This window comes from Thermocatellispora tengchongensis, from assembly GCF_014202315.1.
Taxonomy (GTDB): Bacteria; Actinomycetota; Actinomycetes; order Streptosporangiales; family Streptosporangiaceae; genus Thermocatellispora; species Thermocatellispora tengchongensis.
Window position 1 is genome coordinate 1 of record NZ_JACHGN010000046.1, and the last position, 24,801, is coordinate 24,801.

At 68.0% G+C, this 24,801-nt stretch carries 22 protein-coding genes and 1 pseudogene; 13 read left to right on the forward strand and 10 right to left on the reverse strand.

From position 1 onward, the window contains the following. Window positions 1-694 precede the first annotated feature (694 nt). The 5 genes from HNP84_RS50490 to HNP84_RS55785 all read left to right on the forward strand — a co-directional run bounded on the left by HNP84_RS50490 (window position 695) and on the right by HNP84_RS55785 (window position 4,954). Window positions 695-1,957, forward strand: a complete 1,263-nt coding sequence (locus tag HNP84_RS50490) for a tyrosine-type recombinase/integrase (RefSeq protein ID WP_312927483.1) — start codon at window positions 695-697, stop codon at window positions 1,955-1,957. Between the two features lie 19 nt (window positions 1,958-1,976). Then, window positions 1,977-2,876 (forward strand): hypothetical protein, encoded by a 900-nt coding sequence (locus HNP84_RS52385; protein WP_221337770.1) that lies wholly within the window; start codon window positions 1,977-1,979, stop codon window positions 2,874-2,876. A gap of 32 nt (window positions 2,877-2,908) precedes the next feature. After that, a complete protein-coding gene (locus HNP84_RS50495; protein ID WP_376772046.1) occupies window positions 2,909-4,171 on the forward strand; it encodes a C-terminal helicase domain-containing protein in 1,263 nt (420 codons plus the stop codon). 278 nt (window positions 4,172-4,449) lie between these two features. Beyond that, the gene (locus HNP84_RS55780; protein ID WP_221337772.1) at window positions 4,450-4,683 is read left to right on the forward strand and encodes a chromate transporter; all 234 of its coding nucleotides are present in this window, start codon (window positions 4,450-4,452) and stop codon (window positions 4,681-4,683) included. A 16-nt stretch (window positions 4,684-4,699) separates the two neighbouring features. Next, window positions 4,700-4,954, forward strand: a complete 255-nt coding sequence (locus HNP84_RS55785; protein WP_312927486.1) for a chromate transporter — start codon at window positions 4,700-4,702, stop codon at window positions 4,952-4,954. Here the strand turns inward: HNP84_RS55785 and HNP84_RS52400 are convergent. Continuing rightward, on the reverse strand, window positions 4,932-5,279 hold the full coding sequence (locus tag HNP84_RS52400) for a hypothetical protein (protein WP_221337774.1): 348 nt from the start codon (window positions 5,277-5,279) through the stop codon (window positions 4,932-4,934). The genes HNP84_RS55785 and HNP84_RS52400 overlap by 23 nt on opposite strands. A gap of 123 nt (window positions 5,280-5,402) precedes the next feature. On the opposite strand from HNP84_RS52400, the gene HNP84_RS50505 reads away from it, so the two are divergent. Together HNP84_RS50505 and HNP84_RS50510 are read left to right on the forward strand one after the other, a co-directional pair. After that, entirely contained in the window at window positions 5,403-6,848 is a 1,446-nt protein-coding gene (locus HNP84_RS50505) for a hypothetical protein (RefSeq protein WP_185057317.1), read from the forward strand. A gap of 43 nt (window positions 6,849-6,891) precedes the next feature. Continuing rightward, window positions 6,892-7,446 (forward strand): MBL fold metallo-hydrolase, encoded by a 555-nt coding sequence (locus HNP84_RS50510; protein WP_185057318.1) that lies wholly within the window; start codon window positions 6,892-6,894, stop codon window positions 7,444-7,446. Between the two features lie 79 nt (window positions 7,447-7,525). On the opposite strand, the gene HNP84_RS50515 is transcribed toward HNP84_RS50510, so the two are convergent. Beyond that, a complete protein-coding gene (locus HNP84_RS50515) occupies window positions 7,526-9,160 on the reverse strand; it encodes a glycosyl hydrolase 53 family protein (protein WP_185057319.1) in 1,635 nt (544 codons plus the stop codon). Window positions 9,161-9,288: 128 nt separating this feature from the next. Here HNP84_RS50515 and HNP84_RS50520 point away from each other — a divergent pair, with 128 nt between their 5' ends. Next, window positions 9,289-10,134, forward strand: a complete 846-nt coding sequence (locus HNP84_RS50520) for an SMP-30/gluconolactonase/LRE family protein (protein ID WP_185057320.1) — start codon at window positions 9,289-9,291, stop codon at window positions 10,132-10,134. 87 nt (window positions 10,135-10,221) lie between these two features. Here the strand turns inward: HNP84_RS50520 and dgoD are convergent, their stop codons facing one another. The 6 genes from dgoD to HNP84_RS50550 are packed head-to-tail and all read right to left on the reverse strand — an operon-like array spanning window position 10,222 to window position 16,574. After that, window positions 10,222-11,379, reverse strand: coding sequence for a galactonate dehydratase (gene dgoD, locus HNP84_RS50525; RefSeq protein ID WP_246519648.1), 1,158 nt, complete (start codon window positions 11,377-11,379; stop codon window positions 10,222-10,224). Between the two features lie 8 nt (window positions 11,380-11,387). Further along, a complete protein-coding gene (locus HNP84_RS50530) occupies window positions 11,388-12,146 on the reverse strand; it encodes an SDR family NAD(P)-dependent oxidoreductase (protein WP_185057329.1) in 759 nt (252 codons plus the stop codon). Then, window positions 12,146-13,411, reverse strand: coding sequence for a cellulase-like family protein (locus HNP84_RS50535; protein WP_221337776.1), 1,266 nt, complete (start codon window positions 13,409-13,411; stop codon window positions 12,146-12,148). The genes HNP84_RS50530 and HNP84_RS50535 overlap by 1 nt, the downstream gene beginning before the upstream one ends. A gap of 10 nt (window positions 13,412-13,421) precedes the next feature. Next, window positions 13,422-14,324 (reverse strand): carbohydrate ABC transporter permease, encoded by a 903-nt coding sequence (locus HNP84_RS50540; RefSeq protein ID WP_185057331.1) that lies wholly within the window; start codon window positions 14,322-14,324, stop codon window positions 13,422-13,424. A gap of 5 nt (window positions 14,325-14,329) precedes the next feature. Next, window positions 14,330-15,241 (reverse strand): carbohydrate ABC transporter permease, encoded by a 912-nt coding sequence (locus HNP84_RS50545; protein WP_221337778.1) that lies wholly within the window; start codon window positions 15,239-15,241, stop codon window positions 14,330-14,332. A gap of 1 nt (window position 15,242) precedes the next feature. Then, the gene (locus tag HNP84_RS50550; protein WP_221337779.1) at window positions 15,243-16,574 is read right to left on the reverse strand and encodes an ABC transporter substrate-binding protein; all 1,332 of its coding nucleotides are present in this window, start codon (window positions 16,572-16,574) and stop codon (window positions 15,243-15,245) included. Between the two features lie 179 nt (window positions 16,575-16,753). Between HNP84_RS50550 and HNP84_RS50555 the strand changes: the two genes are divergently transcribed. Further along, on the forward strand, window positions 16,754-17,482 hold the full coding sequence (locus tag HNP84_RS50555; RefSeq protein ID WP_185057321.1) for a FadR/GntR family transcriptional regulator: 729 nt from the start codon (window positions 16,754-16,756) through the stop codon (window positions 17,480-17,482). A 120-nt stretch (window positions 17,483-17,602) separates the two neighbouring features. Here the strand turns inward: HNP84_RS50555 and HNP84_RS50560 are convergent, their stop codons facing one another. Further along, entirely contained in the window at window positions 17,603-19,987 is a 2,385-nt protein-coding gene (locus HNP84_RS50560; RefSeq protein ID WP_312927488.1) for a beta-galactosidase, read from the reverse strand. Window positions 19,988-20,562: 575 nt separating this feature from the next. Between HNP84_RS50560 and HNP84_RS54610 the strand changes: the two genes are divergently transcribed. Beyond that, window positions 20,563-22,164 (forward strand): glycosyl hydrolase 53 family protein, encoded by a 1,602-nt coding sequence (locus HNP84_RS54610; protein WP_185057322.1) that lies wholly within the window; start codon window positions 20,563-20,565, stop codon window positions 22,162-22,164. A gap of 333 nt (window positions 22,165-22,497) precedes the next feature. Continuing rightward, window positions 22,498-22,710: a hypothetical protein gene (locus HNP84_RS54615; RefSeq protein WP_246519649.1), complete on the forward strand. Its 213-nt coding sequence runs from the start codon at window positions 22,498-22,500 to the stop codon at window positions 22,708-22,710. A gap of 215 nt (window positions 22,711-22,925) precedes the next feature. Here HNP84_RS54615 and HNP84_RS57020 read toward each other — a convergent pair. After that, window positions 22,926-23,324 (reverse strand): annotated as a pseudogene (locus tag HNP84_RS57020) (tyrosine-type recombinase/integrase); the annotation flags it as partial. A gap of 391 nt (window positions 23,325-23,715) precedes the next feature. Between HNP84_RS57020 and HNP84_RS50580 the strand changes: the two are divergent. Both HNP84_RS50580 and HNP84_RS50585 read left to right on the forward strand, forming a co-directional pair. Then, on the forward strand, window positions 23,716-24,048 hold the full coding sequence (locus HNP84_RS50580) for a DUF6247 family protein (protein WP_185057325.1): 333 nt from the start codon (window positions 23,716-23,718) through the stop codon (window positions 24,046-24,048). Then, window positions 24,049-24,294, forward strand: coding sequence for a hypothetical protein (locus HNP84_RS50585; protein WP_185057326.1), 246 nt, complete (start codon window positions 24,049-24,051; stop codon window positions 24,292-24,294). It abuts the gene before it with no gap. Window positions 24,295-24,801 lie beyond the last annotated feature (507 nt).

Sequence of the window (24,801 nt, forward strand, 5' to 3'; positions counted from 1 at the left end):
GGTCGACTGCTGTCTTACCGGGAGCCTCTTGTCATGCCAACCCGGTCCCGGCCCCACCCCTGCTGACCTGCGCGATCAGGTTGGAAAAGCCTCATTCTCGAACACAAGGGGGCAGAGGGACGCCTCCGGCGGGGGCGCTCCGACTCCGAGATGATCGCCGCGCCGGGTGTCAGGGGCGTAGGTGGCTGGGGTGGAAAGCTGATCATCCCGCCCACCGTCGACCCGGGACAAGCCGAGCAGACCAGGGCCACGGGGCCAAGGTCGTTCGTCCAGTAGGGCGCTCCACCTTGACCCCGTGGCCCAGGCCCGCTTCCCCTTCGGGCGGGTCGACGGCAGACGGGATGATCAGGTGGGCAGGGTGCGCGCGTCGCGCGAGAACCCCCAGGGTGACGGGCTGATCGTCGGGCCATTAGCGGGCCATTAAGGGGGGTAACGAGGGGTCAATCACGGTCACTCAGGTCCGGCTTTCTGGCCAGCTCAGCACCCCATCGGGCCGTGATCGATGCAGTTCCCAAGCTGACAGCGCGGGTTCGATTCCCGTCACCCGCTCCACCTTTATATGCCCTCTGACCAGTAGATCCCTTGATCACCTCCCGGGCTGTCGATCTTCATGGGCAGACCGTGGGCATACGGCCCACTAAATGATCTTCTCGATTTCCTTTGGCATGCCCTCTGACCAACTGAAACTGGCTCCGTGGCAAGCATCGAGAAGAGATCCACCAAGCGCGACGGCCTGCACTACCGCGTCCGCTGGCAACTCGGCGGCACCCGCTCGGGCGCCTGGCAATCAGAGACCTTCAAGCAGAAGGCCGCAGCCGTCACCTTCAAACTGGCCGTCGAGGCGTGCGGGCACTACTGGCCCGAGAACTGGATCCGCGGCTCCGGGTGGGCACCGGCCCCCGGCGAGCGAGACACTCCCCCGCCATCACCCGCCGTCGAACCGGCCCTGTTCGCCGACTACGCCCAGCGCTTCCTCGCCGGCCTGTCCGGCATCGAAGAGCGCACCCGGCATGACTACCAGCGCGACCTGAAGAACCACATCCTGCCCACCTTCGGCGCCCTGGACCTGCGCGATGAGAGCGGCACCTTCGACCGCCTCACCGTCTCCGCCTGGGTCAACACCCTGCACCGCGGCATCCCCGACCCCGACAACCCCCGCCAATGGCGACGCCGCCCCCTGGCCCCCAAGACCATCCAGAACCTGCACGGCCTGCTGTACACCATCCTGCAAAGCGCCGTAGAGGCCGTCCCGCCCATCCGCACCTCCAACCCCGCCGCCCGCACCCGCCTCCCCCGCCTGGACGACGGCGAAGGCGACGAAGAAATGATCTTCCTCACCGAGCAGGAATTCCTCCTCCTGCGCGCCTGCGCCAAGCCCGACGTCCGAGACATGCTCACCGTCTTCGTCGGCACCGGCCTGCGCTACGCCGAACTCGCCGCCCTGCAGGTACGCGACATCGAACCCTTCGCTCGCCCCGTGCCCACCCTGCGCGTACGGCGGGCGTGGAAGCGCCAGCCCGACAACACCTTCAAGCTCGGCCCGCCCAAGACCAAGCAGTCCCGCCGCACCATCGCCCTGTCCCCCATGGTGATGGACGCGATCGCACCCAACATCGCCGGCAAGTACCCCGAGGAGTTCGTCTTCAAGTCCCCCACCGGATCGTGGTGGCGGCACTCCTCCTTCTACGACCGCCGCTGGATCCCGGCGGTGGAGGACGCCATCAGCCGCGGCCTGACCAAACGCCCCCGCATCCACGACCTGCGCCACACTCACGTCGCCTGGCTGATCTCCGACAACATCCCTATGGCCGCCATCCAGCGCCGGATGGGCCACAAGTCGATCACCACCACGATCGACCGCTACGGCCACCTACTCCCCTACGTCGACCAGGACCTCATCGACTCCATCGACCGCGCGCTCGGCGGCGGAGCACGCCCCCTGCGATCGATCGCCTGAACCGGAAAGGAGTGATCCAGTGAACCAGCGCGGCCGGCAGTCGCACGTACGCACCCCCACCGGCGGTGACCCGCTCGTGCTGCTGCCCGGTCCGGACCCGGACCGGCCCCGGACCGCCCTCCTCCCACCGGACGGACCCCGACCATGCGACCGCCCGGCCACGGACGATCACCGGCGGCGACCGTCCGCCGACGCCTTGACCAGGCGCACGGTCACCACGACGATGATCACGATCGCGCTGCTGACGTTCGCCTTCTCCTTCGGCAACGTCTGGGCGCTCGGCCTGCGCCTGGGCGTGGCCCCCTGGCTGGCCCCATTGATCGGCCCCGCCGTCGACCTATCCGTGATCGGACTCATCGTCGGCATCAGGCACCTGACCCTCATGGGCGTCACGACCGCTGAACTACGCCCCGCCCGCCTCCTGCTGGCCTTTTCCGGGCTGGCCACCCTGGCACTCAACGTCGCCGAACCGGCGATACAAGGGCAGTACGGCAAGGCGGCCTTCGACGCCGTCGGACCCCTGCTACTGATCGGCTGGTCCGAAGTCGGACCGTACCTGCTCAGCCGCCTGCACCACGCCCAGACCGCACCAGTCGTGCACCGCGCCGAGGACAGTCCGAGTCCGGACCCGCACCCAGATCCCGTCGCCCCTGCCGCCGCACTGACTCCCGCGCTCCTGCTACGCGCCCGCGAGATCGACCGTGACCACCGAGACCGAACTGGCGGACGACCGGCATCGGCCGAGCTCCGATCCGCAGTTCGCGTCGCAGGAGGCATCCCGGGCCCGCGAGCTGATGAGGACCATCCGCAGGCAGGAGCAGGCACAACGCGCTGGTTGAGGAACTCGCGGTCATCGCCGCTGAAGCGGCGGCCGAAGGCATCACCGAACAGCAGGCCCGCGACAAGCGCAAGGTCTTGATTTTTTCCTACTACTCCGACACTGTCGAGCACGTGCACGGGCGGTTGCTGACCGCCACCGAATCCGATCCCCGGCTCGCCTGCTACCGCGGCCGGATCACGACCGCCGCTGGCCCAGATCGAACTGGCCGCTCCCAGGTCATCGCTGGCTTCGCCCCTCGCACCGCAGGCGGTGGGGTCGCGGAGGACCTGTACGACCTGATCATCGCCACTGATGTGCTCGCGGAAGGCGTCAACCTGCAGCAAGCTCGGCACATCATAAACTACGACCTACCGTGGAACCCCATGCGGCTCGTCCAGCGGCACGGCCGAATCGACCGAATCGGTTCTGAACACCGTGAGGTATTCCTGCGCTGTTTCTTTCCAGACCAGCAACTCGAACGGTTCCTGGGGTTGGAAGAGCGCCTGCAGCGCAAGCTCAAGCAGGCTTCGGCCGCGACCGGTGTTGGAGAAGTTCTGCCCGGGTTCATCGGCCGCGAGGTCAACCTCACCGAGACCCGCGAGGAAATCGATCGGCTCCGCCGGGAGGACGCCACCCTCTTTGAAACCGGCGGAGCGTCGGCCCTGTCCGGTGAGGAATACCGGCGTCGGTATCAATCTCAGCTCGCCAATCCCGAGCTCCGCGAGGCTGTGTTGCGTCTGCCCTGGGGCAGCGGCACCGGCTTCGCCCGCGCCGGCGGGGCACAGCCCGGCCTGGTGTTCTGTGCCCGCATCGGTGATCACTCTCGGCCGTGGTTCCGGTATGTTCCCCTGAACGATGACTTCACCATCACATGCAACGAGCAGGGCCACCCGGTCGTCATCGACGACACCCTCTCCTGCCTGGACGCCGCCGACCCTGGCGGCCCCGAAACGCCTGCCGAGTTGGTTGAGGCCGTCTACCAGGCGGCGTTCCCGGCGTGGGCGCACGCCAAGCGTCACATCCTCGCCACCTGGATGCACAACGCCGACCCGGCCAACCTACAGCCGCCCATCCCCAGGGTGATGCGGGATGCCGCCGAACTGGTCCGCCAGTACGGCGCTCACCTCGGTGATCGGCAAGACGAGCTCGTCGAGCGTTTCCAGGCACCCTACAGCCCTCGCATCCAGCGCGCGCTGCGGGAAGGTTTGGCTTATCAGGGCACGGTTAGGCAGCGCGTGGATCATCTGGCGGAGCTCGCCGATCGACTTGGCCTTGTCCGCCAGACTGCCCCTGAGCCGCTTCCGCCCATCAGGGAGGACGACATTCACTTGGTGTGCTGGATCGCAATTGTTCCGCAATCGTCCTTGGCTCAGGTCCCCAATATCGTTGAATAGGAGCCAAATCATGGCACATTTCCGCGCCCGCTCTCAGCATGCTCCTCGGCCTGTTCGCTGAGCTCCCGATCGTGCTCGGCCTGTGTGAGTAGCCTCCCGCAGTTGTGGCACTTGTAGTAGCCGTCGTCCTCGCGCGCTACCCTGATCTGGCGACGTGGGCTGGCTGCTGAACGGCACTCCGCGGCGGCCTGGTCGCCGACACCCTGTTCGTGCTCCCCGGCATGCTCGCGCTGCTGGTGCTGTCGGCCGTCTACGTTATCTAGCAGGACACGACGGTAGTGACCGCGCTGTTCGCCGGGACGGCCCCGGCCGTACTGGCTTTCGTCGCCCAGCGCGCCGTGGAGACCTACGCCTGGCTCACCCCGGGTGAGATGGTGCACGGCCTGGCCCTGGCCGAGACCACCCCCGGCCCGCTCATCATGGTCGTGCAGTTCGTCGCGTTCCTCGCCGCGTACCGCGACCCTGGAGCGCTCTGGCCCCGTGGGCCGGGGCGCTGCTGGGGGCGCTGCTGACCCCGGGGTCACCTTCGTGCCCTGCTTCCTGTTCATCTTCCTCGGCGCCCGCTACGTCGAGCGGCTGCGGCACAACACCCATCAGCGCCGCGCTGACCGCGTCACCGCCGCCGTCGTGGGCGTCATCGCCAGCCTCGCCCTCTACTTCGCCCAGCAGATGCTGTTCGCGACGACCGAGATGGAGACCTACGGCCCGCTGCACCTCCACGTGCCCGACCTCGCGAGCGTCAATGTCCTGGCACTGGTCATCACCACCGCCGCGCTGTCATGACGTTCGTGCTGCGCTGGCCGATGCTGCACATCCTGGGCGTCTGTGCCCTGCTCAGCATCGCCTCCCTCCTGATGCCCTGCCCGGGTCTCATGAGCCACAGGTAGGCAAGCGCTTCGCGGACGGTGATGCTGGAGGCGCGCCCGGTTACGGCGTCGGTGGCCGGCACCGCACCGTGGACCGTCAGGGCGAGGGAGACGGCGACGGCCGGCAGAAAGATCCGGTACGGCAGCGCCGCGCCGGTGAACAGGTTACCGAGTCCGGTGCCGAGCAGCGCGGTGAGGCTGAGCGTCGGCAGGACCGCTACCAGGCAATTGGCCAGGGACATGATCTCGGACCGCAACGGACAGTCAGGCGTCAACACCGCGCTACCGGAGCCCTGGCTGTGACCCCGAGGAGGCTGATTTGTTATTTGTTCGCAGACTGCCCGCCGCTGATCTACCGTGGCGCTATGTCCGAACTTGAGCGACGAGACGCCAACTCCGAGGTCGCTGCGGGCCTGGAGCGTTTCGAGCTGATGCTCCTGAAAAGCATCGAGTCGGCAGGCCTGCCTGTCGATGGCGTCCTGGTGGGCATGGCGGAGCGTCAGCGTGTGCTGAAGAACCTTGGCGACGCCCTGGACAGCCTGGGCCACGAGATCCGAGGTCGTTCGTACTACATCAGCAAGATGATCGCGGCGGCGGCGGCAGGGCTGTTCGACGCCGCGCTGAACTATCTGTGGGATGAAACGGTCGCCGAGTTGCGGCGACGAGTGGCGGGCTTCGATCTCGCCTACTTCTTTGACATCGCCGTCACCTCCCCGGAAAAGCGCAAGCACCTATCGACGGTTGACGATCTGTCGGCTATCCAGGACGTGGATCTCCTGCGGGCGTCCAGGGACATCGGGTTGCTGAGTGACGTCGGTCATGCTCAGCTCGACAGCGTCCGATACATGCGCAATCACGCCAGCGCCGCGCACCCCAACCACAATGAGCTGACCGGCCTGCAGTTGGTGACCTGGTTGGAGACCTGCATCAAGCAGGTGATCACCTTGCCGCTGGACAATGTCACGGCCGAGACGGGAAGACTCCTTAGCAACATCAAGAAAGCCCGCTTGACCTCGGAGGAGATCGCCGCCACCGCCGCCTTTTTCGACCGCCTTACCGGAGACCGGGCCGACGCCTTGGCTGCTGGCTTGTTCGGCATCTATGTCGGGCCAGCCACTACTCCTGAAGTCGATGACAACGTCCGGCTCTTGTGGCCTCAGCTATGGCCCTATGTGTCCGACGAAGCACGATATGACTTTGGCACCAGGATCGCCCGTTTCGTCGCCAACGCCGACCATGGTCAAGCAGCCAGGGCACGACAACTGTTCGATCTCGTGGATGCTGCGGCTTTCCTGCCCGAACCAGTCCGTGCCGCCGAGTTGGCCGCTGCCATAGACGCGCTCCTGACCGCTCACCACGGATGGAACAACTTCACCAACGAGGCCGTCCCAGCTCGCCAGCTTGAAGCTCTCGTGGGTGAACGTGGGAGTGTCCCGGCCGCCCTTTCGGCCAAGTACGTGAACGCGGTGGTTGAGGTCTTCCTGACCAACGGGCACGGTGTCTCATGGGCCGCCGACCCCATCTATCGCGGACTCATCGAAAAGTTCGACACCCAGCAGGCTGGCCAGGCACTACGCGCCTTTGCCGACACCACCATCGCGGGGCGGCTACAGACTCGCCTGGCCCAGGAACACTGGAACACCCTCCTGGAACTCATCGAGCCGAAGTTGACTCTACGAACCGATCGCGAACTGCTCGCCGCGATCCAGGCTTACCGCGGTACCCCCGACAAGCTGCGTACCAACCAGGCCATCATGACCATGGCTCGTCCTAGACGTATTGTCTCTGGCCGGGCACAAGCACAGTCGTAGCTTCGATCACGCGAACAACGTCGGGGCGTTCCCCAACGCCGACGTGCACGTGCAGTTGGAGGAGTACCGCGGCTGGCTGGAGGCGCTCGCGCTGCCCGACCTCTACACGCCGTTGGGCGAAAGGAGCTGGATCACCTCCTCCTTCGACCGTGATGACGCCCGAGTCTTCGGCGAACTGGCCCGTGACCACCGACTCAAGTTCGTCGGTGATGACGAGGAGCTCGCGCCGGGCATCCGCGGGCACCTGTCGAAGGACGGACACACCTTCGGTACGCAATGGCTGTCGGTCGAGACATCGGCGGGGCCGTTCGTCGTCGCCGGCGACGCGGTGATGTGGTACTCGAACGTCGAGGAGATGTGGCCCAGCGGCTACACCAACGGCAATACGTACAACATGCTCATGACCTACGGACAGATCTACGAATACTTGAAGGGCGAGGTGAACCGGATCATCCCGGGCCACGACGCGCTTCTCTTCGAGCGGCACCCAAGCTGGAAAGTCGGGGCCAACGAGGTCGCAGAGGTCCACGTCGCGAATTGGGACAAGCCCTTGCACCCGTCCAGATCCGCGTTCCGCGGCCTTGAACCTGCGCCCTGAGCCGACGTGACAGACCGTCGCGGACGCGTCTCCGTACGGGCGGCCGGCGCGTGCGCACCGGCCGCCCGCGCGGCTGACGCTAGTTGTACCGGTAGGCGTCCATCGCCGGCAGCGCCCTGCCATCGAAGTCGAACAGTGTGGTGTTACTGACCACGTTCTCCGCTCCGACCTGCCAGCCGACACCATCGGCCGGGATCATCACGGGATCCCAGTACAGGTCTCCGATGACCTTGCCGTCCGGGACGCTCTTGAGGCCGGCGAACAACTCGTAGAGGAAGTCGCGCTGCCCCTCGCGGGTCTCCCCGTAGGGCACCGGCCCGTTGTCCAGGAGCTGGCCCTCGATCCCGTCATGTGTGACCGGGTTCCAGTTGATGCCCGTCTCCATCACCATGATCTTCTTGCCGAAGCGGGCGCTGACCCGGTCGAAGAAGCCCAGGACCGTGGCGACGTCCTTCTTGGTCCAGTACGGGTAGTAGGAGGAGCCGATGAGGTCGTAGGGCACGCCCTGCTTCTCCAGCTCACCGAAGAACCACTCGTACTCGTCATCGTCGCCGGCGTCGTGGATGTGAATGATCACCTGGGTGGCGGGTGAGACGTCCTTGACCGCGCGGTAGCCGGCCTTCAGGAAACGGCCGAGCTTGGCGAAGGCGTCGTCCTGCCCCCAGGACTTGCCGTAGGGGAACAGCAGGCCGCCCTGGATCTCGTTGCCGAGCGAGACGAACTGTGGGGTGGTGCCCTGGGCCTTCATCCGCCTCAGCACCCGGCTGGTGTAGTCGTAAACGTACTTCTCCAGCGCCTCGATCGCCTCCGGCTCGCTCAGCTCGGTGACGTGCCGCCAGTCCTTGGGGATGTCCTGGATCTCGCCGTTGGTCCAGTAGTCGCTGTAGTGGAAGGTGAGCTGGATCTGCATGTCGTGGGCGGCGGCGCGGCGGGCCAGGTCGAGCATGTCCTCTTCGTCCTGGTACCCCTCGGGCAGGTGGTCGTTCGGGTAGCCGATGCGCGGGTGATCAGGGCCGGTGTCGTTGTAGAGGCGCAACCGCACGACGTTCACGCCGTTGTCGCGCATGATGTCCATGGGGTCGCGGGGACGTCCCTTGGCGTCGCGGTAGATGCCGCCGCTGTCCTCCACCCAGTTGAGCATGGTGATGTCGCCGCCCTTGAGGAACTCATAGGGCCCGGTGGCCGGGACGAGTTGGACGTCGTCGATACTGCTCCAGGCGCCGGCCGGCGCCCTGGAGTGCAGCCTGACGGTGAGCCGGCCCTTGGTGACGTGGACGCCGCGGACGACGACCTGCTTCCAATCGGAGGAGACCGGCAGGCTGGTGCGGGCGTCGTGGCTGCCGGGACCGCCCGCCGACAGGTAGGTCGCCTGCCGGCCACCGCCACTCCGGGTCCAGGCGCTCACGGTGTAGTAGCCGTCCGGCACGGTCACGGTCTGCTCCACCTCGGCGGTGTAGGGCCGCGATCCGGTCAGGGCCAGCGCGTACCGGCCGGTACGACCCGGCTCGGCGACCGCGACTCCGGCCGGGCCGCCCTTGACCTTCCAGCCGGTGATCTTCTTGCCACCGACCGGGCCATCGGCCTCGAATCCACCATTGACGAGGTCAGCGGTGGGCGTGTGAGCGGTCTCTGCCACGGCCGGGGCCGCGTTCAGCGAACCCAGTAAGAGTGCGCCCGCGGCAAGGCAGGCGGCGATCGCGTCTCGATGTCTCATGGGGGGCTCCTTCTCACTTGTGCGGCGCGGGGCCGCCCCACGAGAATTAACGAGAATGATATTACTAGTCAATACTTTAGTACTACTATTTGGCCGGGCTCCGCAGCCCGGGGAAGGGCGGGACGATCGTGTCCGACGTCGAGCAGCTCACCGGACCGTGCGCCCACCACGGCGAGGGCCCGGTCTGGGCCGAAGAGTGGGGCGGCCTGCGCTGGGTTGACATGCTGGCCGGCGACGTACTGGCCCTGGACCCGTCGGGACAGGTCATCCGGCAGCACGTCGACGAGGTGGCGGCCGTGGTCCGGCCCCGCGCGGGAGGCGGCATGGCGGTCGGCGTGTCCCGCGGGTTCGCGCTTGTCGACGCGGACGGCCGGGTCACGGTGCTGCCACCGTTCCTGCCGCCGGGGACCCGGATGAACGAGGGCGCGTGTGATCCGCAGGGCCGCTTCTACGCCGGGTCCATGGCGTACGACGCCGCCCCCGGCCGGGGCGCACTGTACCGGCTCTCCCCAGGTGGAGCCGTCGACACCGTGCTGGAAGGAGTCACCATCTCCAACGGCCTGGCATGGAGCCCGGACGGGGCGACGGCCTACTACGTGGATACCCCGACCGGCCGGGTGGACGCCTTCGACCACGACCCCGAGGCCGGCCTGTCAGGGCGCCGCCCTGCGGTCATCGTCGACGAACGGTACGGCTCCCCCGACGGGCTCACCGTCGACGCCGAGGGCTTCCTGTGGGTCGCGTTGTGGGGCGGCGGCGCGGTGCACCGGTACACGCCGGACGGCCGTCTGGACGGCCGGATCGAGCTGCCGGCCGCCCAGGTCACGGCGTGCGCGTTCGGCGGGGACGATCTCGGCGACCTGTACGTGACCACCTCGCGCTTCGGCATGGACGAGCCCGAGCCCGGGGCGGGCGCGCTCTTCCGTGTCCGTCCCGGGGTCTTCGGACTGCCCACCGCGGCGTACGCCGGCTGAGCCGCTGATCGGCCGGGTCCGCCCCTCCGCCGCGGACCCGGCCGCTCCCACGCCGACCGGCCCGCACCACGCGGCCTCGCCACGCGCTCACCACTCGGCGAAGGATCCGTCCGCGTGGCGCCAGACCGGGTTGCGCCAGCGGTGCCCCTGCGCGGCCATGCGTTCCACCGCCCGCTCATCCACCTCGATGCCCAGCCCCGGCAGGGCGGTGCGCGCCGCGTGGCCGCCGGTGAAGGTCAGCGGCCCGCGGTCGACCAGGTAGTCCAGGACGTCGTTGCCCTCGTTGTAGTGGATGCCGACGCTCTGCTCCTGAATGAGGAAGTTCGGGATCGCGAAGGCGAGCTGCAGGCTGGAGGCCAGGGCGATCGGGCCGAGCGGGCAGTGCGGCGCCATCGCCACGTCGTAGGCCTCCGCCATGGCGGCGATCCGGCGGACCTCCGAGATTCCGCCGGCGTGGCTGACGTCGGGCTGCGCCACGGCGATCCCCCGGCCGAGTACGGCCCGGAAGTCCCAGCGCGAGTACAGGCGCTCCCCGGTGGCCAGCGGGATCGAGGTGCCCTGGGCCAGCGCCGCCAGGTTGTCGCTGTGTTCGGGAAGCACGGCTTCCTCGACGAACAGCGGCATGAGCGGCTCCAGCAGCGGGAGCACCCGCCGGGCCATCGCGGTGGACATCCGTCCGTGGAAGTCCACCACCACGTCGTTGTGCTCGCCGATCGCCTCACGCACCGCTGCGACCCGCTCGACGATCCCACGCGACTGCGCCGGGGTGTCGATGGCCGTCAGCTCGGCGGAGCCGTTCATCTTGACGGCGGTGAAGCCCGCCTCCACCTGGGCTCTGGCCAGGTCCGCGACCTCGGCGGGCCGGTCTCCGCCGATCCAGGCGTACATCCGCACCCTCTCGCGGACCGGGCCGCCGAGCAGCATGTGCACGGGCAGCCCGGCGGCCTTGCCGGCGATGTCCCACAGGGCCTGGTCGATCCCGGCGACCGCGCTGGACAGCACCGGGCCGCCGCGGTAGAAGCCGCCCTTGGTGAGGACCTGCCAGTGGTCCTCGATGCGCATCGGGTCCTCACCGATCAGGTACTCGCTGAGCTCGGCGACGGCGGCCTGGACAGTGGCCGCCCGTCCCTCGACCACCGGCTCGCCCCATCCGGTGATGCCTTCGTCAGTCCGGATTCGGAGGAACAACCAGCGTGGCGGGACCAGGAATGTGTCCATGGACACGATCTTCATGGTGATGGTCATCCGTTCCGTTAGGAGGAGGTGGTCGAGACGCTCCAGCCGCCGTCGACGTTGAGACCGGCGCCGGTGATGAACGAGGCCTCGGGTGAGGCGAGGAACGCGACGGCCGCGGCCACCTCCTCGGGGCGGCCGAAGCGGCCCGCGGGGGTCTCCCTGATGGTCGCCTGGCGTCCGTCCTCGCCGATGCCGTCCCAGGCGGGGCTCGTGATGGGTCCGGGGACGACGTAGTTGACCCGCACCCGGGGGGCGTACTCCACGGCGAGTTGCCTGGCCAGCGACTCCAGGCCACCTTTGGCCGCGGCGTACGGGCCGCAGCCGGGGATCCCGGTGCGGGCGTGCACCGAGGAGGTGATGACGATCGAGCCGCCGCTCTCGGCCAGCAACGGGTAGAGCGTCCGCGCGGCCAGGTAGGCGGCCTTGAGGGAGACCGCGATCTGCAGGTCCCAGTCGGTCTCGGGCAGCTCATGCAGGGGCACCGACCGCACCACCCTGCCAGGCCCGTTGGCGTGCAGCACGTCCAGCCTGCCGTAGCGGACCAGCACCTCCTCCCGGGCAACCGCCCAGTCGTCGCCGGCGGAGACGTCGCAGTGCAGGTAGGAGGCGTCCCCGCCGGCGCCGGCGATCTCCTTGGCCAGGCGCTCGCCGGCCTCGTCGGCGATGTCAGCCAACAGGACCCGGGCGCCCTCGGCGGCCAGCCGCCGTGCCGTGGCCGCGCCGATACCGGAGGCCGCGCCGGTGACCAGGGCGGCGTGTCCCTCGAAGCGGCGCATCACGCGGCTCGGGTGAACAGCCGGTTCGCCGCGGTCTGCAGCGCGACATCGTCCCACATCGGGTGCTGCGGGGCCGCGTTGGAGCAGACCACGGTGCCCCACGCCCCGACCCGGCTCGCGTGACCGACGGCCTCCAGGCAGATCGCGGCCCCGACCGGCCCCTCCTCGAAGGTGCCGTGCAACGGGGTGTAGCCGACCCAGCCCTCGCCAAGCACCAGCGGCACGCCGCGCTCGGCTGCCCAATCGGCGGCGACCTCGATCCAGATGCGCAGCCGCTCGGCCATGCCGTACCGATAGGCGGCGTACCGGTCGTAGAGCCAGGCGTCGAACCGCTGCGGGTCGCACCAGTCGTGCAGGTAGACCTCGCGCCGCGGCACGACGGTCGCCGCCAGGCGCCACTCCTGCTCGGGGCGCCACTCCTCCAGCGGCGGGGCGTCCGGGCGCAGCAGTTCGCGTGCGGCCCGCTCCTGCGGGAACGGGACGGAGGTGTCGCGTAGGGCGAAGGTGCCGATGAGCTCGTCCAGCACGCCGTACACGTAGGGGTGGAAGACCGCGACGTCGATGTTGGCGGGGATGCCGCGCATCTCCCCCGCGGGCACCCGGGCGTAGTTGACCGTGACCAGTTGGCCAGGGTGGCGCGCCTTGAACGCGGCTATCGCCTTCTCCAGGTACGGCCGCAGGCCGAGCACCGGGGACTGTCCGGGGGCGAGCGCCTCGGTGAGCCAGGTGGACTGAATCTCGTTGTGCAGTTCCACGAAGGCGATCCGGTCGGCCAGGCCGTGCTCGGCCAGGAAGTCCACCAAGTCGGCGAGGGCATCGGCCAGTGCGCCGGCACGCCGTTCGGCCGGTACCGCGCGCAGCGCCACGTGCCAGGAGGGGTCGGCCAGGAAGCTGGAGCTCTGCTGGTACTCCCAGGAGGAGACGATCACGTGGCAATCGTGGCGCCGGGCCGCCTGGAACAGGGCCAGCAGGTGGGCGCGGCCGTCCAGCGTGGCGGTCTGCCGCACGTCGTACCAGCGGGTCCGCATGCCGTAGCCGTTCCCGAAGGGGGCGAAGGTCAGCGACGAGGTGTCCAGCCCGGACCCGAAGAGCAGGTAGGGCATGGCGCAGATCCGCACGGTGTTGTAGCCGCGGGCGACGGCCTCGGTGAAGGCGCGGTCGAGGTCCTCGAACGGCTCGCCGGGGCCGGTGCGGGTGTACCAGGTGAAGTCCCACAGGCAGACGGTGAGCCTGTCGGGCAGATGAGCGGGGAGCGGATTGCTCACGGGTGACTCCTCATGACTTGACGGCCCCCGCCGTGAGGCCGTCGAGCAACTGCTTGCGCAGCAGCAGGAACATGATCAGGCTGGGCACAGCGGCGAGCACGGAGCCGGCCAACACCATGTCCACCTGGCGGCCCTCGGCTCCGTAGAGGGCCTGGATGCCCAGCGGCAGGGTGTACTGGGCCGGGTCGGACACGACGATCAGCGGCCAGAAGAAGCTGTTGTAGCTGTTGAGGAAGCTCCACACCGCCAGCGCGCCCAGCGCCGGGCGCAGCAGTGGCACGACGACCCGCAGGAACAGCCCGAACTCCGAGGCGCCGTCCAGCCGCCCCGCCTCCAGGATCGAGTCGGGGACGGCCTGCTCGACGTATTGGCGCATCATGAAGATGCCGAACGCCGGGGCCACCCACGGGACGATCAGACTGAAGTAGACGTTGGTGACGCCGGCCTTGACCAACACCACGAACAGCGGCACGACGATGACGGCGAACGGCACCGCCAGCGAGCTGAACATCACGTCGAACAGCATCCGCTTGCCCCGGAACCGGTACTTGGCGAAGGCGAAGCCGGCCAGGGAGCAGACGAACACCGACAGCGTGGTGGAGAGCACGGCGACAACGGTGCTGGTGAGAAACCAGCCCCAGAAGGGCTGCGTCTCCAGCAACCGGGTGTAGTTCTCCAGCGTGAACGGGATCGGGAGCGGCTGCGGCGGGTAGGTGAAGATGTCGCCGCGCGGTTTGAACGACGAGGTCACCGCCCACAGCAGCGGCAGCGCGAACATCACCGTGAGCGCGACGAGGAACAGGTACAGCAGGCCGCGCGAGCCGCTGGGCCGGCGCCGCCGGGTGGTGCCCGCCGGGACGGTGGGCGCGCCGGCGGCGGGGCGGGTGGCGGTGCCGGCGGGGCGGGTGGCCATGGCGCTCACCGGCCCTTCCCCACGCCGAAGAGCGAGCCGGCCGCCCGGCCGACCGCGAAGACGAGCACGAACATGACCACCCCGGCCGCGGCCGCGTAGCCGAGTTGCTGGCGGGTGAACGCCTCGCGGTAGATGAACATCGCGACCGACAGGGTCGCCTCCCCCGGCCCGCCCTTGGTCAACAGCATGGGTTCCTCCAGGATCTGTGCGGTGCCCACCAGGACGGTGACCGCGACGAACGCGGTGACCGGCCGGAGCATGGGCACGGTGACGGTGAAGAAGCTGCGCACCCGCCCCGCGCCGTCGATCTCGGCCGCCTCGTACAGCTCCCGCGGGATGTTCTTCAGCCCGGCCAGGAAGAAGATCGTCAGGTAGCCGGTCCAGCGCCACAGCACCAGGAACATCACGCTGACCTTGGCCCAGCTCGGCTCACCCAGCCAGTCGATGCCGCCCCAGCCGAAGAAGCCGCGCAGAGCGGCGTTCAGCAGGCCGAACTCCCGGTCGTAGACCAAAGTGAAGACGAGCGCGATGATGATCGGCGACAGCACGACCGGCATGAAGAAGGTCAGCCGGAAGAAGTCCCGGCCGCGCAGCCCGCGCGCGTTGAGCGCCTGGGCGACCAGCAGCGCCGTCGGCACCACCACGAAGACCGCGAACAGCGTGTACAGCAGCGTGTTGACCACGGCGGTGCGGAAGCTGCCGTCGTCCAGCAACCTGGTGTAGTTGTCCAGGCCGATCCACAGCGGGGTGCCCAGGCCGGCCCACTCGGTGAAGCTCAGGTACAGGCCGACCCCGATGGGGACCACCATGAAAAGCCCGTACAGCAGGTAGAACGGCGAGATGAAGGCGTAGGGGGTCAGGCCCGAGCCCCGGGCGGGGGCGCCTGAGCCTGTCCTGCGTTCGGTGACCGCCGCCACCTCAGCCGCCCTTCTTGGCGTTGTAGGCGGCCACGGCCTCCTTGATCGCGTCAGCGGCCTTCTTCTTACCCTGCAGGGTCTCCAGCATCGGGCCGCCGAGCGCTTCGATCAGCACGTTGAGCTTGGCGTTCTGGTAGAAGGTGGGGCTGTCCTGCGACGCGGGAGTGTAGATGTCGAACAAGCGCTGGCCGCCCAGGTACTCGTCCTCGGTGCTCAGGAACTCCTGGTCCTGGTAGAGCGATTTGAGTGTCGGCAGGAAGCCGCCCTTCTGGAAGCGCAGCAGTTGCCCCTCACGGGTCAGGTAGGTCTGCCTGAGCAGCTCGGTGGCCGCGGTGGTACCCGGCTTGTCCTTGAGCACGGCGAACCCGGTGCCGCCGAGCGCGGAGGCGATGTGCCCGCCGCCTTTGAAGCGGGGGAGGTTGCGCATGCGCCACTTGCCCTTCTGCTCGGGCACGTAGCTCTGCAGGCCATAGATGTTGTACCAGTTGGGCATGACGGTGGCGATGAGCTTGCCGTTCTTGAGGGCGGCGGTGTTGGGAGCGCCGTAGGGGTCGGGCAGGCTGATGAGGAATCCGCTGGCTACGCCCTTGGCCATGAAGTCGAGCACCTCGACCGCCTCGGGCGAGTCCAGGATCAGATTGCCGCCCTCGTCGTAGTAGCCGCCGCCGCGCTGCAACAGCAGTTGGAGAAACTGGTTGGTGACGGAGGTGTTGTCGCCGGTTGAGACCATGCCCAGTGACTGGCCGGTCTTCTGGTGCAGCCGGGCGCCGATCTCGGCCAGTTCCTCCCAGGTGCCGACGTCCTCGGGGATGCCGTTCTTCTTGAACTCGTCCTCGCGGAAGTACAGGACGCTGAGGCAGGTGTCGGACTCCAGGGCGTAGAGCTTGCCGTCGATCGTGTAGGGGGCGGTGCGCAGCAGGTCGTTCTTGACGGGCGCGATGGTGGAGTCCAGGTCGAGCAGGAGCTGCTTGCCGATGCCGCCGTTCATCACCCGGGGGAAAACGCTGATCACTATGCCGATCAGGTCGGGAGTGCCGGTGCCGGCGGCACCCTGGGACACCATGCGGGTGACCAGCGCTTCGCTGTCGGCCTGGGTGAACTTCAGGTTGTAGTCGTACTTTCCGCCCGGGGCGTCGGTGAGCTTCTTCGCCATCTCGGTGAAGGTCTTCACATAGCCGGGGTCGTGAGTCCAGACGCCGAGGTCGACCTTTCCAGACGAGACCGCTTGGCCGCCACTACTACCCCCGCAGGCGGTGAGGGCGGCGGAGGCCAGCAGGCCGCCGCCGACCATGCCGGTACGGCGCAGAAACGTTCGCCGCGATATGCCGGTCATGTGCGACTCCTTCGGTGTGGGAGGTGGCGCCCGATACGGGACTTGACGAGCAGCATGCCCATGAGTGGGTCTCGTGTCAACGATTAATACTATTACTTTTTACTTTAGTATGCTTTATCGGCAACCTGAGCGGACTACGGGGGCGGTGGCGAGGCGTGCGGGCATGGGATGATTCCGGCATGGCGGAGATCGGGAGGGCCGGCGCCCACGACCGTGTGGTGCTCAGCATCGGCACGGCGATCGTCAGCGGCGAGATCGCGCCGGATGAGGACCTCGACGTGGTGGAGTTGCAGGAGCGGTTCGGGGTGAGCCGCACGGCGGTGCGTGAGGCGCTGCGCGTGCTCACGGCCAAAGGGCTGGTAGGCGCCCGGCCTCGGCGCGGCACGTTCGTGGCGCCGCGCGAGCAGTGGGCCATGCTCGACGCCGACGTGCTCCGCTGGCGGTTCGCCGACCGGGTGGACGAGCGCTTCCTCGACGAGCTCGGCGAGGTGCGACTGACGGTGGAGCCGGCCGTGGCCCGGATGGCCGCCCTGCGCCGCACCGACCGCGACCTGGCGGCGCTGGAGGACGCCTTGGCCGCCATGCGCGAGGCGACGGGGAAGGAAACCGCCGAACATGTGGAAGCCGACCTGGCCTTCCACCACGCCATGCTGCGCGCCGCGCACAACGAGCTGATGGCGCAGATGGCGATGGTGATCGAGGTCGGCCTGCGGTTGCGCGACCAGTTCGTGCACGCCACGCTCACCAGCGAGTCCGCCGACAAGCACGCCGAAGTGCTGCTGGCAGTGCGCAGACAGCGCCCGCGGGCCGCCGAGGCGGCGATGCGGGCGCTCATCGAACGTTCCATCGAGGACGTGGACATCGCGAAGAAGCTGCACGCCGGCGGCGCCCAGGACGCCGCCGGCTGAGCCGCCCCTGCTACGGGCCGGCTCAGCCGGTGCCGAGACGTTCATCTCAGCGGGCCCCGGTCGCGTCGCGCACCTTGGCGATGACGGGGCAGACAGCCAGGGCCTCCGTCAGCGATGCGGTCACGAGGTTCCGTCGCCCGCCGACAACACGGTGCGGGGCACCGGCACAAGCCGTGCCGAGCGGAGCTCCAGCACGCCGTCTTCGGGCCAGGCGGCCGGGCGGACCTGCGGAGACAGGTACACCGGCGCGTCGGCGGCCAGTGGCAGCAGCCGCAGCTCCAGCCCGTGCTCCAGGACCTCCTTGCGGAACCTGCGCAGCCCGATCTCCCAGGCGGGCCCGTACCAGAACTGGTCGGCCACCAGCCGCCCGCCGATGTAGGCGCGCCCGACGTCGCCGGTCCAGTCCAGGCGCAGCAACACCTCGTCGTCCCCGGCCAGGGCCTCCTCCGGGATGGTGATCCGGTAGACGGCCGCCTCGGCGAAGTCGGCGTCGGTGGGGGCCGAGGCCCGGCCGGAGGTCTCGTCGATCACCGGCCTCCTGGGTGGCCCGGCCTCGCTGACCGGCTCGACGGCAGGCTGCGGCAGCTCGACGGCCGGTTCGGGAAGCTCGACCACGGCGAAGCCGTCCTCCTGTGTCACCCGATACCCATGGAACCCCGCACCGGGCGCCGGGAAGATACGCACCCGGTCGCCGGCGCCTCCCCCGTACAGGACCAGCCGATCGTCCTCGGCCACCGCGGGCCGGGGGCTGAGCACCAGGCGGTCGGCGCCCCACAGCCGGACGCGCGTCGCCGACAGCGCGCTCTCCTCGTCCAGTACCAGGACGTGAGCCGAGCGACCTGCGACGTCGATGAGCCGTAGCCAGCAGTCCGGCCCCGGCCGCAGGCCGGTGACCACGACCTCTTCCCCGGTGCGGGTGACCGTCGCCATGCCTTCGACCTGCTGCACGGTGCCGCCGTCGAAGACCAGCTCGACCGGGATGCCCGCGGTCTGCGCCAGCACCTGCACAGGGCCCCGGTCGTCGTCGAGGACGCACACCGGCTGCGCGGAGGCGGTCAGCAGCACGCTCCCGCCGACCGGCCGGGCCAGCGGCCAGACGAAGAAGGCGCCGGAGGGCACGGTCACCGGCTCGCGGGGGACCACCAGCTCCCGGCCGCCGAGCTCGACGGTGAAGCGCACGCCCTCGTGCTCAGGGAGCGTCTCGACCGGCTGGTGGTTGTTGACGAACAGGAAGCCCGAACGGCCGTCCGAGCGCACGGCCCAGCGCAGCGCGCTTCGGTCGGCGGTGTCGGCGGGTGCGTCCGGCGGCATGGTGAGCGCCATCGTGGCCAGGTCGGCACCGTCGCTCGCCAACCACAGGTGCTGCATCCTCAGGCGGGCGTAGGAAGGGCGGAACTGCCCGTACTCGCCGAGCGGCGCCTGAAAATCGTAGTTCACCACCGGGCAGTCGTTGGGGTAGCCGGTGGCATGTGACTCCTGCAGCGTGGACAGCTCGCCGATCTTCTGCGAGGCGCCGTGGTACATGTAGTACCCCTGCCAGGCCGACCCGCTGCCCAGCTTCACGAGCGCGAGGGCGGCGACGTCCTCCGCCGCCACGACCGGCCGCCGGTGGTAGGAGGTGTACATTCCGCTGCCCAGCTCGCAGGTGGCGAACGGGTAGCGCTCCAGGTGGCTCTCGTCGGTGTCGGAGGAGGCGGTCTCGGGGGTGCGCAGGTCGGCGCCGATCGAGTCGTCGTCGCGACCGGGCCCGAAGAAGTAGTGCGCTCGGCTCTGCTGCGGCCAGCCGTCGTGCGCGGTGTCCCAGGCGGCCTCGGAGTAGCCGCCGAAGAGCGGGATCAGCTCATCCTCGGGAAGCCGGGCATGACCCCAGCCCGTCGCCGTCCACAGCGGCGCGTCGATTCCGGCCTGCCGCGCGAGCCGCTTGAGGGTGAGCAGGTGGCCGGGCTGGTCGTACAGCTCGTTCTCGATCTGGACGGCGACTATCGGCCCGCCGGCGTCCCGGGTCAGGCCGCGCAGCTGGACGGCGATCTGCCCGTACCAGGGCCGGACCAGATCGAGGTAGCGGGGGTCGTCGGTGCGGTGCGCGCAGTCCTGCGCCAGCAACCAGTCCGGGAAGCCGCCGTTGCGCGACTCGCCGTGGCCCCACGGCCCGATCCGCGCCACCACGTCCAGCCCGAGGTCGGCGCAGGTGGTGACGAACCGGCGCAGGTCGCGATCGCCGGTCCAGTCGTAGACGCCGCGCCGCTCCTCGTGCACGTTCCAGAAGATGTAGGTGGCGACGACGGTCACGCCACCTGCCCGGACCTTCAGTAGTTCCTCCCGCCACTCCTCGGCGGGATAGCGGCTGAAGTGGAACTCGCCCATGATCGGGAACCAGGGGCGGCCATCCCGGCTCAGGTGGCGCGAGTTGACGGTGATGGCGTCGGCGCGGTCGGGCGTGTCGCCCATCGCGAGGTGATCCCGCAGCGGAGGGGCGGGCTCTCCCGGGACGCTGAGTCGCAGCACTGCTCGGACTCCGTTTCCTGTTTGTCCAGGTAGGGGACGCGCGGGCGGTGAACCGTACCATGTCGGCGCCGACGCTCAACGTGTGCGCACAGCGCTCCCCCGCGCCGCGCGTCCACGCAAGGGCACAAGGAACGATACTACGAGTTTTTTAATAAATACTACTATTAGTGATCACTAAGTTGTGAGAGACCGGTCCGCGTGGCACCGGGCGGCAGCACGGCGAGCCGCCATGCCCGTCCAGGGAGTCCGCGCACGCCTGTCAGACGGCCCCACCGAGGACGGCACCCGGCGATCAGGACCGGGCCCGGGGCCTTGACACAGCGCCCGGGGAGGACCCTCTCTGGACGGCAGCCGGCAACCCCTCCCTGCAAGCCGGCAAGGCCGAGACGAAGATCAGCAGGTCACAGCACCGAACCCAGTGGCCACCGTGCAGCGGGTAGCCAACTAATAATACTAAAGTGTTGACTAGTAGTATCTTTTTCGTTAATTCTCGACTCCGGATCACTCGCCGATCCGGCGGCCCTCGCGGCCGCCCACCCCCCGTGTGCCCATGCACCACCTAATGGAGGCGATCCGTGAGACATCTCAAGCGCTGGGCAGCCGCTGCAAGCGCGACCACACTCTCCCTCCTCACCATCACCATGGCCCAACCCATCCCAGCGAACGCCGCCGGCCCCAATCTGCTGGCCAACCCAGGCTTCGAGAGCGGCCTGACCGGCTGGACGAACATCGGCACGTCCGGCGCGGCCTTCACCCAGACCACCAATCCGCGCTCCGGCTCCACCAACCTCGCCCACCACGCGAACGCGTCCTGGTCGGTGAACACGGTCCAGACACTCACCGGACTGACCGCGGGCACCTACACACTCACCGCCTGGATCAAGAACTGGGGGGTGTCAAGCGCCGGTCTGCAGGCCTACGGCTGCGGCGACACCAGCCAGAGCATCGACCTGCCCGTCAGCTCCTCCTGGGTACAGGTGAGTCTGGCCGTCTCCGTGCGGTCGGCCTCGTGCACAGTCGGCATCTGGTCCAACTCCAATACCTCGTCCGTGGTCGCCGACGACTTCAGCTTCACAAGGATCACCCCCGGCTCCGGCGGGAACCTGCCGGTCGGCGGTGACGTCACCTACCGGCGGATGACCGCGGCGATGGGGGGCACCTGGGCCAACAGTTCAGGAAAACAGCAGGACGTCCTGGACATCCTGGCCGCCAAGGGCTTCAACCTCGCCCGGATCCGGATCTACAACCAGCCGGGGAACCCCGTCAACGTGGACGGGACCGACTACAAACTCCAGCCGGGGTGGCAAGACCTGAACGACGCTGTCCAGAACGCCAAGGACGCCAAGGCCCGCGGGATGAAGACCTTCATCTCGCTGCACTACAGCGACTTCTGGACCAATCCTGGCCTGCAGAAACGCCCCGCCGCCTGGGTCGGCTACAACCAGAGCCAGTTGGAGAGCGCGACCTACTCCTTCACCGCCAACGTGCTCAACACCCTCATCCGCAACGGAGTCACGCCCGACTTCGTGTCCATCGGCAATGAGATCAACGACGTGGTCATGGACGTGAGCAGAATCTCCTCTCCGGCGAACTATTACGGGCTCCTCAAGAAGGCGTCAGACGCCGTCAGAGCCGCATCTCCGAAGAGCAAGATCGTCATTCACCTCACCACCCCCGACAAGACCCTCTACACGAACTGGATCAACGGCGCGGTCACGCACGGGCTGTCGTACGACCTCATGGGAATCTCGCTCTACCCGTTCTGGACGAACATGTCGATCGCGTCCCTGGCCAACTTCGCCACCTGGGCCGCCGCCGCGAGCGGCAAGCAGGTCCTGGTCTGCGAGGTCGGCTACCCATGGACACTGAGCGCCCAGGGCGCCGGCGAACAAACCCTGATCCAGGGGAACGGCCTGGACGCGGACGGCCCGGAGAACTACGGCGCTTCGACGTCCGGGCAGCTCAGGTACATGCAGGAGTACATCCGCGCGATGTACAACACCGGCAGGGTCGCCGGCATCTCTTACTGGGACCCGATCCTGATCGACTTCGGCACCGGCGCCGATCCCAATGGTTGGGTGGTCGGCGGTGACGTCGCAGTGGAGGACACCACCTTCTTCGACTACAACACCCCGCACCGCGCGCTGAGCAGCCTCTCGGCCTTCAACACCTGGTAACCGCACCACGGCGACGTCCGGGCACGATATGGCGCTCCGGACACCGTCTCCTGCCGGTCAGCCGGCCGCAGCATGACTGCGGCCGGCAGTGACCACCGCGAGCCGAGATCGCCAGCCTCCCGCATGTCGATATGCCGACCCTGTTCGAACAACATGGGACTGGGAGTGGACCGCCCCGGCGAAGTTGGGGGCTAGATCGGTCGGTTCTCGGTCGCCGCGGTGGTGCCGGCAACCGGCCGGTGGAACGTCTCCACATACCCGGCCGGAGGGACGTTCCCGCAGTAAGAATGCACCCTCTCCGTGTTGTACCACGCCACCCATTCCATAGTGGCCGTGGTCGCCGCGTCCGCTCCACGCAACGCCGGTCCGGCGCGCGTGGTGCTGGTACTGCTTGCGGACCCGTGCACCTTCTCGGCCGCGGAGTCGCTGCAGGTCGCCGCCGAGACGCCCTTGGCGTTGGAACTCATAGGACGGATCACGGAAACGGACATGGCCGCCGACTGGTTCGAGGCGCAGTACTCCCGCATCAGCCCCGCCTCCTCCTAAGGCGGCTGGGATGTACACGGCGGGTACATTCCGTGGTGCTCAGTCCTCGGACTGACAACCCCAAATACATAGATCATCGGTGTGCCCGCGTGGGCACACCGGGCCGGCGAGAGCCAACAGAACCCCGCAGAACCCGGTCCAAGCTGGTCGCCCCGAGCAGCCAAAAGAGCGAACCTGCAGGTGAGAACCTCCTTACCGGTCCAGTTCGATTCCCGTCACCCGCTCCACACACTAAGGCCCAGGTCAGGGACATGATCCCAACCTGGGCCTTGATCGTTTCTAGGGGCTTGTGGATCTTCTCGGGCCATTAGCTCTTGATCACCCTGCCGGGACCAGCGCGCTGGCCTCGCCCTCGCGGCCGTCTTCGTCTCGGATGCCGAGTTGCCGACGATGGCGTCCTTGATCATTTCGTCGGTCCCTCTGACTGCGTGCTGGTAGATCATGGCCGCTCTGACGTTGTCGTGTCCCATGCGCGCCGTCAGGTCCTTAAGACCCGTGCCGGACTCGGCGGCCAGCATATTTCCGGTGTGCCGCAAGTCGTGGAAGTGGAGCCCCGGCAGGCCCAGTTCCTTGACCACGTCGAGCCACCGCGTACGGCTGTTGAAGCCGCTTCGGCGAAGCGGCCCGCCCTCGGACGCGACCCTCCCGGGAACATGAGCGCGTGCGGCTCGTCCTGGACGTAGGTGTCCATGTGCTCTCGGAGGATGGGGACGATGCTCCGCGGAATGCCGACCGTCCGCCGGGCTGCCTTGGACTTGGGCGGACCCAGCACCAACCCGCCCGTTGACCGCTCGACGAAGGCGACGCGGACGCGCACAGTTCGAGCTGTGAGATCGACATCCATCCGGCGTAGCGCGCTGACTTCACCCCACCGGAAGCTCGCGAACGCGGCCAGGAGCACTATCGCACCCGCACTTCCTACTGTGACAGGCCCACCTCATCATGTGTGCATGAAGGATGTCGCCCTTCCTCTGTAGGCTCTAGAGGACGAGGAAGGGAGCGGGTATGACCGCACAACCGCAGGACTTCATCTCCGTCGGTGCGCCTCTGCCTGAGAAGAACCTGCGGGCCATCCGTGCCGCGCTGGTCGTCCCAGAAGATCGCGAGGCCTTCGACGCCGGGCTCAAGGCCGTGCTCGACGAGGTCAGGGTAGGCCTGGATCTTGGAGTGCTGAACGCTTTCGTGCACCGCTGGTGGATCTCCGCGTGTGACACCGCCAAGGATCCCGAGGGGCGCCGTCAGATGCACGTCCGCGCCCAGCAGGCATTGGCAGGCGAGCCCGTTCCTCGTGGGAGACCGTGGCGGGAGATCTTTGCTGCTCGTGGGATCGATGTCTAGGTGTTCAAGCTCATCATCGATCCCGTAGCCGACGAACAGATCACCGCGCTACCCGATCACGCACTGCATCCGCTCGCGGATCTGTTCGCGCTGCTGGAGACCGCTCCTTGGAGTGGAGACCCGTACAACTCTGCGAATCCCCGGGCGAACATGCTTACGCACCCGTTCGGAGAGCGCGGCCTTGCCACGTACGTGGTCCTGGACCGGCAGCGCGAGGTCTACCTTGTCCGCATCGAATGGCCGTAAGCCGTGCCCGCTGCGTGCCCGTTCTCGTAGTGACCAGCGGTGAGTCACTGGGACTCACGGTCAATAGACCGGCACATGCCCAGGTCGGCGTTTCCCCTGCTCAGAGGCCAATCATCTTGAAAGAGTTCCCAAGCTGACAGCGCGGGTTCGATTCCCGAAGCCCACAGCACTATGATCCCCTTCCCGAGGCCTCGGCGCGCTTCCACTTCGGGTGGGCCGAGGGCAGGCGCGTAGACCCGTAGTAGGACGTTCACGCTGTGCCCCGCCCACTCAGCGACCTGAGGCGCTGGCACTCCGGCGTCACGACGCAGCCACTATGTCTCAGAGGTCCCCGAGGGAGCGTCTGGCGTTGTCGATGAGCTCCTTGTACGTGATGACCTCAACCCGGTTCACGTGCGTGTTGAACGTCCGAGAGCAATTGTCAAATCCTGTGGATCATGGGTGGCTCAGGTCGAACGTAGCCATTCGTTGAGGATCGCGAAGTCTGCGTTGGTGAGTCCTCGGGAA